Source organism: Corynebacterium sp. CNJ-954, assembly GCF_001942345.1.
Taxonomy (GTDB): Bacteria; Actinomycetota; Actinomycetes; order Mycobacteriales; family Mycobacteriaceae; genus Corynebacterium.
Window position 1 is genome coordinate 70684 of the sequence record NZ_MKKI01000001.1, and the last position, 12426, is coordinate 83109.

Below are 12426 nucleotides of genomic sequence, written 5' to 3' on the forward strand. Positions count from 1 at the left end.
ACTGGTCAGGACACTCAGAAGCAACCACGGCACGCCTGTTTCCATGTTCTTTTGCCGAATTGTATTGAACATGACAACAGCGATGGTCGGCACCTATAAGCTGACCACTATGACGTACTTCACGAGGCGGGTCCTGGCACGGGCCGCCGCACTCTCCACGGCAACAGTCATCACCCTCGCGGCGGGCATCACCGGGGCCGCCGCCCAGGGGTCCGACAGCATCCCGGGCATCTCCCCGGGCATCTCATGGCCACCGCCGGCAGGTGAACCCACCGCCTCAGACTCCGACCCCTTCTACCTCCCGCCGGACAGCCTCCCCGACACGCCGGGAGAGGTCATCCGCACCCAGGACGCACCGCAGCTGCTCGACCTGGCAGGCACGGACGGTCCCGGGAGTGCGGAGAAGATCCTGTACACGTCATCCACCGAGGACGGTGACCGCGTCGCGACCAGCGGAGTCGTCCTCAAAGCATCCGGTACATGGCACGGCAGGGGCCCTGCCCCCACTCTCGTCTATACGCCCGGAACCCGCGGCTCAGGCGACATCTGTGCGCCGTCCCGGAGCTCTTACCAGCTCTTCGGGTTCGACGCCGGCAACGGTGCAGTCAACCTCAACTACGAGTACCCGTTCCACGCTGCAGCCAGCGCGCTGGGCATGAACGTGGTCGTCGTCGACCTCATCGGACTGGGCACGCCTGGACAGCACACCTACGTCAACAACCCTGAACAGGGGCAGGCCGCCCTCGATGGCGCGCGGGCCGGACTGTCGCAGCTCGGCCTGCCGTCGGACTCCCCCGTCGGCTTCTTCGGCTACTCCCAGGGTGGCGGGTCGGCGGCAGCCGCCGCCGAGATGGCCTCGAGCTACGCCCCGGAACTCAACGTCAAGGGGACGTTCGCCGGTGCTCCCCCTGCCGACCTGCTGGAGGTCGTCGACGCTGTCGACCGGCACGCCATCACCGGGGTGCTCGGCTACGCCCTGAACGGAGCCCTGGAACGGCACCCGGAATTAGCGGCGCTGCAGGACGAGTACTTCAACGACCGCGGCAAGGAGTTCCTCGCGGACACCAGAGACCGCTGTATCGGTGACTCCGTCGTCCGCTGGGGGTTGACCGACACCCGCACGATGACGAAAGACGGTCGCTCCTTCGGCGAGATCGCCCGCGACGATGAACGCCTGCGCGGTGTCCTGGAGAGCTACAAACTGGCTTCCACCTACACCGACCTCAACGCGCCCATCATGATCACCAACGGCAGGAACGACGACACCATCCCCTGGGAGCAGGCCCGCGACACCGCCGCGCGGTACTGCGAGGCCGGCGGCGCAGTCCAGTTCGTCACCGACCCGCTGCCGTCGATCCTCCCGAAGTCAGCGATCAACCACGCGGTGCCGATGCTCACCAATGCCGGCCCTGCGATGAGTTACATGGTGGACCGCTTCAACGACCGGCCCGCGCCCAGCAACTGCGGACGGTTCTAGGGGGCCGGTCCGGGTCTCCGAAAGTGTTACCACTACGACGAGAGTCACCGCGGAAAAACTGCAGGTCACGAAAAGTGTTACCACCATAAACTGGTAACACTTCGAACACCGCGGGGCCGGTGCGCCGGGCCCGGAGCCTACACTGCCGCGTGGCGGTGCCAGCTGGCGAAGTCTTCCGCCACCGTCGCCGCGAGCTCCCGGTAGGCGCGGAAGGTCGCCGGGGCCAACCGGTCCAGGTCGACCACGCCGCCCTCGGACAGGTGCCGGTCGAACGGGATGCCCCGGACCGCCCGCGTCCGTGCCGAGAAATGGGAGACGAGGATGTCCGGGTCCACGGCAGCCTGCCGCGGGTGTGCCCCGGACACCACGACCACAGCATTGGCGACCAGGTCACCGTGACCGTGGTGGTCGAGCCAGTCCAACGTCGCTTCCGCCGACCTCGCCCCGTCCAACGCCGGGGACGTGACCAGGACCAGCGTGTGCGCCAGGTCCAGCACCCCTGTCATGGCGCTGTGCATCAGGCCTGTCCCACAGTCGGTGAGAATGATGTTGTAGTGGTGCTGCAGGATATCCACGGCACGACGGTAGTCGGATTCGCTGAACGCCTCCGAGACGGCCGGGTCCCGGTCCGAACCGATGACCTCCAGACGGCTGGAAGACTGACTGGTGCACGACCTGACCTGTGGGTACCTCGATGCGTCGGGAAGCTCCAGCAGATCCTTCACCGTCGGAGCGGTAGCAGCGGAGTCGTCCACGACCCGTCTGGCCAGTGTCCCCAGATCCGGATTGGCGTCCACGGCGATGACCCGGTCGCCACGTGACGACGCGAACATCCCGCCGAGGGCGACGGTGGTGGTCGTCTTCCCTACACCACCCTTGAGACTGAGGACCGCGATCCGGTAGTCGCCGCGCAATGGTGTGAGGATACGGTCCTGTACTTCCCGTTCAGCACTCTGGCCGGAGGATTCCCCCGGGTTCACCCGGCCACCGGACATGCGGTGGACCAACCGTCGCCACCCCGACGGCGGGGCTGCCCCCACGGCTCCGACCATCGTCGATGCGTCGATACCGGTGAAATGTGCAGATGTGGTCATAGGTGAAAATCCCCCTGTGTGGTGTTCAGCCCGGGTCCCCTTTGTGTCCCGGCCCTGGCAACGAGGGTAGCTGGTAGTCTTCGTGGTCGGAGGGGATTTCACGGAAACGGGGAGAGGACGCGGGGGGCGTGGCGTACCAGGGCACGGCACTGGATGAACACATTCGACGGAACTGGGCGCCACCGGAGCACATGTCACGGCGCCCGGTACCAGCCACCTCAGACAAGAAGCCACCGGGACAGGGGAACGACGACTGGGTGATGAGACACGGGTTCCATGTCCCCCGCTCCTGTCTGCGGGAGGACCGCGACGTTTCTCTCGGTGCCTCCACCCATCCTCGTCATACCCGCTACGACCTGGATGCATTGACTCGTTCGCGCCTGCTGCACATCCGTCGGCCGTCGTGGACGCTGGCAGAGTGGAGTGCCGCGGCACAGTGGGGCCTGGAGTACTTCGTCGACAGTGCTGACACCTGCGCCCTGACCTCTGGCGTGACACGTCACGCCAACGGGCCGGAGGATGTGTCACGGCGTCGTCGGACGCGCCAGCTCCTCGCGATACCCACGGTGCGGACCGACCCTCATTTTCCTCATCTCCGGGTCACGCCACCGATTCTCACACTCATTCATTGTCTGCGGTCCGTTCTCGGCGACGGTCACAGCTGGCATGTGCCCCACGGCGCTGGGCTGACCGATAGCGGTCTCCGTGCGGTACAGCTCATCGACAGCCTGTGCAGGACATTCAGGATCGACCCGGACGATCTTCCCGCAGCCTGCGCCCACCACATCGACCAGGATTTTCTGCGCACTGTCGTCGGGTTCTGTGACCGGGGTGCCGATTCCCCACCGGAAACGCTTATGCGGCTCATGGTTCGCTCGGTTGCCGCTGCGGTGACGACGGAGGAGTTCACGAGTCAGCTCGTCGTCCACGCCGACGGCTCGGTGTCCGACCCGGTCCATGGTGGGCCGACCGGACCGGAGCGTATCGTGGCACGGCTTGACCTCGGCTGCGCGAACCTGAAACTGGCGTTCCAGTACGACGGCTCCGGTCACCTGGCCGTGAGCACACGCGGTCGTGATTCCCGTGTCAACACAGAGCTCAGCAACCTGGAATGGCATGTCCTGAGGCTCACATGGGGGCATCTGAAAGACCGAGGATTGCTGCGGGCAACGGTGCTGGACGGGATCCGTGTGTGCGAACAACGACACAGCCAGCGGTAATCCAAGCGCCCTCCGGAAGTGTTACCACCGGGAAGTGGTAACACTTTTCGCGACCTGCACTTTTGCCGCTTCAATCGGCCGGGAAACGGTAATACTTCCTGTGGCGCCTGCAGCACCTGGCACCGGAACGTCACCGGAAGTCCCGGGACGAGGACGCCAGGACATCGGCGGCCTCCAGGGGTTCGAGTGCGTCGGCGGCGATGGTCACCGCCCCGTCGGCGTTCTGGGCGATGCCCCGGACCATGAGCATGCGCGCGGTGGTCGCCACCTTGCGCTGCGCCCGCCACAGCCCCGGGGACACCATCACGTTGACCAGGCCGGTCTCGTCCTCCATCCCCAGAAACGTGACTCCACCGGCGGTCATCGGACGTTGACGGTGGGTCACCACACCGGCGACCAGGATGCGTCGTCCGTTCTCCACCGACAACAGCCCGGACGCCGGCACCACCGGGAAGTTCCCCGGCCACGCGTCCAGACGGGCCCGCAGCAGGCGGACCGGATGACCGTCAGAGGTGACCCCGGTGGCGGAGACGTCCGCCGCGGCCAGTTCGAAGGCACTCATCCCCGGCAGTGCGGGTGTGGAGACCGTGGACATCCCCGGCAGCATCCCGGCGCGCTCAGTGGCTGCGGTCCCGGCCGCCCACAGAGCCTGCCGACGGGTGAGCCCCAGGCTGTCGCAGGCCCCTGCCCGCGCCAGAGCGGACACCTCGTCCACGGTGAGACCGGCTTCCCGTGACAGGTCGGCGATCTCGGTGAAGTCGGCACCGCGTTCCGACCGTGTGGTCACGAGTCGGCCCGCTGTCTCCTTCCCGATCCCCTTCACCGATCCCAGGCCGAGGCGAATGTCACCGTCTTCCACGGAGCCTCGACCAGCGAGGCGTTGATGTCCACCGGCCGTACACCGACACCGTGCCGGCGGGCGTCGGAGACCAGTGACTGGGGTGAGTAGAACCCCATCGGCTGGGCGCGCAGCAGCCCCACACAGAACTCGGCGGGATAGTGGTACTTGAACCAGGCGGAGAAATACACCAGGGAGGCGAAGGACTGTGCGTGCGACTCCGGGAAACCGTAGGACGCGAAGGCGATGATCTTGTGCCAGAGCTTCTCCGCCGACTTTCTGTCGATCCCGTGCAGGTCGCAGGAACCGTCGATGAAACGGCCACGCATCTGCTCCATCTTCTCCGGGGACCGTTTTGATCCCATGGAGCGACGCAGGTTGTCGGCCTCTGCGGGGGTGAACCCTGCGACGGCGACGGCCATCTGCATCAGCTGCTCCTGGAACAGCGGGATACCGTAGGTGCGTCCCAGGACCGGTTCCAGGACGTCTTCGAGTTCCGGCGGGTCATAAGTGGCCTCCTCCACCCCGTTACGTCGGCGGATGTAGGGGTGCACGGAACCGCCCTGGATCGGTCCCGGCCGGATCAGCGCGACCTCCACGACGAGGTCGTAGAACTTCGTGGGTTTCAGCCGAGGCAGGGTGGTGAGCTGGGCACGTGACTCCACCTGGAAGACACCGACGGCGTCGGCACGGGCGAGCATGGCAAAAACTTCCGGTTCGGTGGGCTGGAGTTTCCACAACTCGATACATTCACCCGTGGTCTCCTTGATGAGGTCAACGATGTGGTGCAGTGCCTCGAGCATGCCGAGGCCGAGAAGATCGAACTTCACCAGTCCGACAGCCTCGCAGTCGTCCTTGTCCCACTGCAGGACGGAACGGTCCGCCATGCGTGCCCATTCGGTGGGGACGACGTCGGCAATGGCCCGGTCACAGATAACCATCCCGCCGGAGTGGATGCCCAGGTGTCGGGGTTGGCCTTTCAGTGAATCCGCCAGGGCCGTCACCGGTTCCGGTGGTTCCTCCAGCCGGCGGGACCATGCGTCGACGCGGCCCGGATCATATCCGAGGGCCCGGGCGGCATCGCGCAGTGCTCCTTTCCGCCGATAGCTGATGACGTTGGCGACCTGGGCCGCGTTGTCCCTGCCGTACCTGGCGTAGACATGCTGGATCGCTTCTTCCCGACGCCCGGACTCGATGTCCAGGTCGATGTCCGGTGGACCGTCGCGTTCCGGTGAGAGGAAGCGCTCGAAGAGCAGATCTGCCCCGACAGCGTCGACATTGGTGATACCGAGAGCGAAACAGACCGCGGAGTTCGCCGCCGAGCCGCGCCCCTGGCAGAAAATGTCGTTGTCGTGGCAGAAGGTGACGATCTCGTGGACGATGAGGAAGTAGCCGGGAAATCCCAGCGACTCGATGATCCCCAGTTCATGGTCGATGGTCTTCCACGCTTTCGGATTTTCCTCCTGGGTGCCGTAGCGCTTCTCCGCGCCCTTGGTCGTCAACATGCGCAGCCAGCTCATCTCGGTGTGTCCGTCCTCCACAGGGAAATGCGGCAGCTCTGGCGCGATGAGGTTGAGGGTGAAGGCGCATTCCTCGGCAATACGCACACTGGTGTCAACAGCGGTGGCAATCCAGTCACAGTCCCCCGCCAGGGAGACCATCTCATCGCCAGAGCGCAACCAGGTCCCGCCGAGGGGGTGGGTGCGGGGTGTGGCGGCGTAGACGTTCTCTCGCTCGTACAGGGCGGCCTTCGCCCCGGCGAGGCGCGCCTGGGGCGGGGTCGCGCAGGTCGCCGCGGTGGAGACGATCTCAGTCAATCCGTGTGTCAGCGCCAGGTCGTGCAGGGCCTGATTCCGGTCGGCATCCGCCGGGCTCATGGTCTGCCCCAGTTCCACCAGGCAGGCTTCCGCACCGAATGCAGTGATGATCTCCGCTGCCCGGTGCAGATGACGGTGATCGATCAGGAGGTACCAGCAGCCGCCAGCAGACTCCGCGAGCTCCTGCAACGGCGGGTAGTCCGCCGCGTCCTTGTCACGACGGGCCATGCGAGCACCGGTGATCGTGCGTGAGAGCCGTCGGTACCCCTCCTGCCCACGGCAGAGGACGGTCAGAGGTGCGGTACCAGTGCCGAAGACGGAGAGTTCCGCACCGAAGACCGTAGGCAAAGCAGCCTCTGCCGCCGCCGTGGCCAGTCGGGCCGCCCCGTAGAGACCGTCCCGGTCGACCACGGCGAGAGCTGTGAGACCCAGGTCCACCGCTGCGGCGACATATTCCTCGGGATCGCTGGCGCCGTGGAGGAAATTGTAGGACCCGGCAGCGTGCAATTCAGCGAACGCGGTGACGGACGGAGTGCCCGGAACAGTGGCGCCGACGCGCGCTCCGGAGCTTTCCCCGACGATCCGCAGGGGGCCGACATCGATACCGGAGAGGATGCGCTCCAGGCGTGACCAGCTGAGCGCCCGACCGTTACTGAACATATGTTCGATACTAGCGTACCGGGCGGACATGGCACACTCTGTAGACATGGACAGCACCGCGGACGATCTCGACCAGGTGGGCGCACGCCTGCGCGCCACAAGACAGCAGCTCTCAATGACCATCGCGGACGCCGCCGAGGCCACCGGCATCTCCCGCAGCACCCTGTCGCGGCTGGAGAACGGTGGACGACGACCCACCCTGGAACTGCTCATGCCCCTGGCCCGGCTGTACCGCGTGGCGCTCGACGACCTGGTCGGCGCCCCTCAGACCGGGGACCCCCGCATCGACATCCGTCCGCTGTACCGCGGTGGCGCGGTGCACCTGCGCCTCGGCGGGGATGGCGAGCAGGGGGTGACCGCGTTCAAACATGTGATCCCGGGCGTCGCCGCCGACCGACGGCCCGAGAAAGCGCCCCGGCAACACAGTCACCCCGGCAGGGAGTGGGTCTTCGTCCTGGCAGGCACCCTGCGCCTGATCCTCGACGGTCAGGAGTACCTGATCAACCCCGGCGAGGTCGCCGAGTTCGAATGCACGGTGCCCCACTGGTTCGGTGCTGGCGGCGACACCGCCGTCGAGTATCTCGGGCTCAGCAGTCCGGGAGGGGAAAAGGTACACCTGACACCGAAAACCAACTAGACAGAGCGGTCCATCCTCCTGTAGTACTACTACCATTGCGCGAAACCCCGCTACCCCCATGACGTCCCAGGAGGACCCCTTGATCACGCGTCTGAAGAAGGCCGCCGTCGTCGGCGCTGTCGCCACTCTCTCTGCCGCCGGCCTGACCGCCTGCATGAGCGACAGCAACGACGAGAACAGCGACACCATCCGTATCGGCTCCACCGAGGCCGACAAGAGCCAGTGGCAGGTCTTCGAGCAGAAGGCAGAAGAGGAAGGCGTGGACGTCGAGGTCGTCTCCTTCACCGACTACAACGTGCCGAACCAGGCCCTCACCGAAGGCGACCTGGACGTCAACCAGTTCCAGCACATCCAGTTCCTCGCAGAGTCCAACGTTGCATCCGGCAACAACCTCGTCCCCTTCGGTGCCTCCCAGACTTTCCCGATGGGCGTCTACGCCAAGGACTTCTCAAGCGTGGAGGAAATCGCCGATGCCGGCGATGTCGTCATCCCGAACGACTCCACCAACCAGGGCCGCGCCATCAAGGTGCTCGCCGCGGCAGGTCTCGTGACTCTCCGTGACGACGAACTGCTCACGCCGACCCCGGCCGACATCGTCGCCGACGACTCTGATGTCACAGTCACCCCGGTTGACGCCTCCCAGACCGCTGTCGCATACAACGACGGCCAGGCCGCCGTAATCAACAACAACTTCCTGGAATCAGCTGGCGTCAGCGCTAATGATGCAGTGTTCAAGGACAACCCGGATGACCCCGCTTCCCAGCCCTACATCAACGTCTGGGTGACCACTGAGGAGAACAAGGACAACGAGGACTACCAGAAGCTCGTCGAGATCTGGCACTCCGACGAAGTCCAGGAGGCTGTCGCCAACGACACCGCGGGAACCGCTGTCAAGGCCGAGAACTCCCCTGAAGAACTCGAGGACATCCTCGCCGACACCGAGCAGAAGATCCGCGAGCAGGAGGGTTCGGATGAGTAGTGGGACCAACGGCACCGCCGTCGAGTTCCGCAACGTCGGGAAGGTCTTCACCCAGGGGAAGAAGTCCGTCACCGCCCTGGAGGATGTGTCGATCACCGTCCCGTCCGGATCGATCGTGGGCATCATCGGCTACTCCGGCGCCGGCAAGTCCACGTTGGTCCGGCAGATCAACGGGCTGGACAAGCCCAGCAGTGGTCAGGTCCTGCTTGACGGGCAGGACATCGTCCCGCTCAGCGAACGGGAGCTGCGGGGAATCCGCCGCAACATCGGCATGATCTTCCAGCAGTTCAACCTGCTGAGCTCCCGCACCGTCGCGGGCAACGTCGCCTACCCGCTGAAGCTGCAGGGCATGGACAAGACCGAGCGTGAAGCCCGGGTGAAGGAACTGCTGGACTTCGTCGGGCTCTCCGACAAGGGCCGGTCCTATCCCGAGCAGCTTTCGGGAGGCCAGAAGCAGCGTGTGGGCATCGCCCGCGCGCTGGCGACCAACCCGTCCCTGCTGCTGGCCGACGAAGCGACGTCCGCCCTGGACCCCACCACCACCCGTGAGGTCCTGGAACTGCTGCGTAAGGTCAACGAGGACCTCGGCATCACCATCGTGGTGATCACCCACGAGATGGAGGTCGTGCGCACCATCGGCGACCGCGTGGTCGTCATGGAGAACGGACACGTCGTCGAGCAGGGCTCCGTGTACGAGGTCTTCTCTCAGCCGCAGACCGAGACCGCGGCGAACTTCGTGGCCACGTCCCTACGCAACACCCCCGACATGGTGGAGTCCGAGGCTCTGCAGAACCAGAGCGGACGCCTGTTCACCGTCACCATGAAGGAGGGAGCAGGGTTCTTCCATGCGATCTCCGAGGTGGAGCGTGCCGGTGTCAGCGTGAATATCGTCCACGGCGGTGTGACCACGCTGCAGAGCCACTCCTTCGGACGGCTCACGGTGCGTATGACCGCCGGTACCCCTGAGGGCGAGGACGCCGTCGAGGCGTTCTACCGCACCCTGTCCGCCACGACCGAGATTGAGGAGATCCGATGAGCTCCACCAGCACTGACACTCTCCTTCTCGCCAAGGACACCAACTGGGACTTCCTGACCCCCATCTACCAGGACGCCATTGTCCAGACGCTCTACATGGCGATCTGGGGCCTGGTGATCGGCGGCGTCGTCGGACTGGTTCTCGGCATCCTGCTGTACACCACCCGTGGCGGCGGGGTCCTGGCCAACCGGCCGGTCTTCTGGATCCTGAACATCCTGGTCAACATCGTCCGGCCGATCCCGTTCATCATCCTGTTGACGGCCCTGGGACCACTGACGAAGATCGTGACCGGGTCGATCCTGGGCATCAACGCCGCGACTTTCGCGATCATCATCGCCGCCTCCTTCGGTGCCGCCCGCATCGTGGAGCAGAACCTCGTCTCGATCGACCCGGGTGTCATCGAGGCCGCACGGTCGATGGGAGCCGGCCCGTTCCGGATCATCTTCACCGTCATCATCCCTGAAGCTCTCGGGCCGTTGATCCTGGGGGCAACGTTCATGTTCATCGCGATCATCGACATGTCCGCCATGGCCGGTTACATCGGCGCCGGCGGACTGGGAGACTTCGCGATCCAGTACGGTTACCGCGCCTTCGACAACAACGTCACCTACGTCGCGCTGGTCACGATCATCGTGATCGTGCAGGCTGCACAGCTGCTCGGTAACTGGCTGGCGCGCCGAATCATGCGCCGGTAACAATCCGGTCACAATATGGGGTCTCCCGGTCATAAGCGGTGATTTTCACTGTACTGCCGGGTATTCTCTGACCTCGTGAGTACAACCGCAGACACCCGCCACACCAGACGTCGCGCCGCCACTGTCGGCGCAACCCTGGTCAGCGGGTGTCTCTGCGTTTCGCTGGTCGCCTGCTCCGGCTCCGACCAACCGGCTCGGGACGATGAGGTCACGGCGGTCAGCGCCGCCACCGGAACCGCCCCGCACACGGCGGAGTTCGACGCCCCCGGGGCGGAGCTCAGTTCCCCGGTCCCCCGCGCGTCGAACGAATCCGGCCCCCTGACAGGGTCACAGCCACTGGACGTCCTCCCCGAGGACGACACCGAGATGACCGTCTCTGAGGTCCGTGCAGGAAGTTACGACAGTTTCGACCGGATCGTCGTCGAGCTCGACGGGAAGGGGCCCCGGGCTGGTACGTCTCCACCGACAAGGCTCCCACCGCTGACGGCTCCGGTCTTCCGATCGGTTACGAGGGTGACACCGCACTGGTGATCGACGTGCGCGGAGTGCAGATGCCCACCGATGCCACCGGCGATCCGACTCCGGTCCACAATGTCGCCGAGGGCGTCGTCCGCTCGGTGGATGTCCAGGGAGTTTTCGAGGGCATGCAGCGCATCGTCATCGGACTGGCGGACGACAACCCCTCGTACAAGGTCACCCTGCTGGACTCACCGACCCGGATCGTGGTGGACGTCACACGGCGGAACTGACCTCCGCCCGGATGTCGACTGCGACCCATGACCGTCCGTCCTTGGGCCGGTCGCCGCAGGATGAGACGACGGGACGGCAGGTCTGCGACTCCAACGTCACGACCCAGGACTCCCCGCCCCGCCGAACCCGGACCTCGGGGTTGCGTCGCGCATACTTGTCTTTCTTGTCCTTCTTTCGTCCGAGCCCGTGTGCCGTCGCCGCATCTTTCACCGCGCGTTCATAGTCCCGGACGGGATCAAAGTAACCCTGGCGGTACAGGTCCTTGAGTTCGGTGTACCTCCCGGTAGCCTTCATCTCGATCCGTTCGGTGATCAGCTCACCTGCGCGACGCCGGAGTTCAGGGTCCACCGCCTCAGAGAATGCGGCATATGCCTCGGCCCGGGGCGCTTCAGCGTCGCCGGCAGTCCCCGACCGTGCAGCTGAGCCTTCCGGGGCCACGTACTTCTCCACGGTCAGCTCCCCCAACGCCGGAGGCTCACCCTGCGACCCAAGCAGCGCGGCCACGGCCAGTTCGGCGACCTGCCCCTGGGAGTCGACGGTCCCTCTCCCCCGGTTTCCCGTGACCGGCAACTGACCGTCAACGACGGCATCCATCATCGCCGAGGCCCCGGGGACGTCGAGATCCCCGAAGGAGTAGTTGTGCGGCAGGAGGATCATTGAGGGAGCAAACCGGTGTCCCTTGGTGTGCGAGGACTCCCAGACATTCTCACCGGTCTCCCCGCCGTACCGCTCAGCCAGAGCTGCGGCCATGGGGCGGCCTTTCACCGCACAGCACTGGTCGCGTTTTCCGTGGGTACAGACCAACAGGAGAGGATGGTCCACCCGGGTGGCACCGGGAACTGTCCCGGGCGTCGAGAGATCCACCTCCAACAGGCCACGCACCCCTCCGTGGAGTTCCAGGCGTTCGAGCGTCGGCGGAGTGGACCCGGCGTCGGCGATGAAGGCCACGGCCGCACCGTCCTGCCCAGCACTGACCTGTCCTGCCCGTCCGGGACGTCGGATGAACTGCAGTTGTGCACGGTACTTCTTGAGCCAGCGTTTCACCTGGCCCGCGAGATCCTTCCCCAGGGCCTCCCCGTCAAGAATGTCCCTCCCCCAGCCGTGCGGATATTCAACGGCGACGATCAGCTGTCCCGTCTTCGCGGTTCCGGGCAGGGGCTCCCGGGTGATGTCGGAACACAGTCCCGACCGGGGGTTCCGTGTGGTGGGCATGACACTGATTC

General features: G+C 65.5%; 10 protein-coding genes and 1 pseudogene. 8 read left to right on the forward strand and 3 right to left on the reverse strand.

What is annotated here, in order from left to right; translation table 11 throughout:
* The first annotated feature begins 109 nt into the window (after window positions 1–109).
* On the forward strand, window positions 110–1477 hold the full coding sequence (locus tag BJF89_RS00325) for a lipase family protein (protein ID WP_255372421.1): 1368 nt from the start codon (window positions 110–112) through the stop codon (window positions 1475–1477).
* A gap of 137 nt (window positions 1478–1614) precedes the next feature.
* Here BJF89_RS00325 and BJF89_RS00330 read toward each other — a convergent pair whose 3' ends face one another.
* Window positions 1615–2571 (reverse strand): MinD/ParA family protein, encoded by a 957-nt coding sequence (locus BJF89_RS00330; protein ID WP_075811223.1) that lies wholly within the window; start codon window positions 2569–2571, stop codon window positions 1615–1617.
* Between the two features lie 128 nt (window positions 2572–2699).
* Here BJF89_RS00330 and BJF89_RS00335 point away from each other — a divergent pair, with 128 nt between their 5' ends.
* On the forward strand, window positions 2700–3791 hold the full coding sequence (locus tag BJF89_RS00335) for a hypothetical protein (RefSeq protein WP_075811225.1): 1092 nt from the start codon (window positions 2700–2702) through the stop codon (window positions 3789–3791).
* A gap of 130 nt (window positions 3792–3921) precedes the next feature.
* Here BJF89_RS00335 and BJF89_RS00340 read toward each other — a convergent pair.
* A pseudogene (locus tag BJF89_RS00340) lies at window positions 3922–7136 on the reverse strand (error-prone DNA polymerase).
* Between the two features lie 16 nt (window positions 7137–7152).
* Between BJF89_RS00340 and BJF89_RS00345 the strand changes: the two are divergent.
* The 6 genes from BJF89_RS00345 (at window position 7153) to BJF89_RS00370 (ending at window position 11202) form a co-directional block, all read left to right on the forward strand.
* A complete protein-coding gene (locus BJF89_RS00345) occupies window positions 7153–7743 on the forward strand; it encodes a helix-turn-helix domain-containing protein (RefSeq protein ID WP_075811372.1) in 591 nt (196 codons plus the stop codon).
* Between the two features lie 79 nt (window positions 7744–7822).
* The gene (locus BJF89_RS00350; RefSeq protein ID WP_255372422.1) at window positions 7823–8722 is read left to right on the forward strand and encodes a MetQ/NlpA family ABC transporter substrate-binding protein; all 900 of its coding nucleotides are present in this window, start codon (window positions 7823–7825) and stop codon (window positions 8720–8722) included.
* A complete protein-coding gene (locus tag BJF89_RS00355) occupies window positions 8715–9758 on the forward strand; it encodes a methionine ABC transporter ATP-binding protein (protein ID WP_075811228.1) in 1044 nt (347 codons plus the stop codon). Before BJF89_RS00350 ends, BJF89_RS00355 begins: the two co-directional genes overlap by 8 nt.
* Entirely contained in the window at window positions 9755–10453 is a 699-nt protein-coding gene (locus BJF89_RS00360) for a methionine ABC transporter permease (RefSeq protein ID WP_075811230.1), read from the forward strand. Before BJF89_RS00355 ends, BJF89_RS00360 begins: the two co-directional genes overlap by 4 nt.
* A 75-nt stretch (window positions 10454–10528) precedes the next feature.
* Window positions 10529–10984, forward strand: coding sequence for a hypothetical protein (locus BJF89_RS00365; RefSeq protein WP_075811232.1), 456 nt, complete (start codon window positions 10529–10531; stop codon window positions 10982–10984).
* Window positions 10981–11202, forward strand: a complete 222-nt coding sequence (locus BJF89_RS00370) for a hypothetical protein (RefSeq protein WP_075811234.1) — start codon at window positions 10981–10983, stop codon at window positions 11200–11202. Before BJF89_RS00365 ends, BJF89_RS00370 begins: the two co-directional genes overlap by 4 nt.
* Here BJF89_RS00370 and BJF89_RS00375 read toward each other — a convergent pair.
* Window positions 11186–12415 (reverse strand): sucrase ferredoxin, encoded by a 1230-nt coding sequence (locus BJF89_RS00375; protein ID WP_075811236.1) that lies wholly within the window; start codon window positions 12413–12415, stop codon window positions 11186–11188. The two genes, BJF89_RS00370 and BJF89_RS00375, sit on opposite strands and share 17 nt — an antisense overlap.
* Window positions 12416–12426 lie beyond the last annotated feature (11 nt).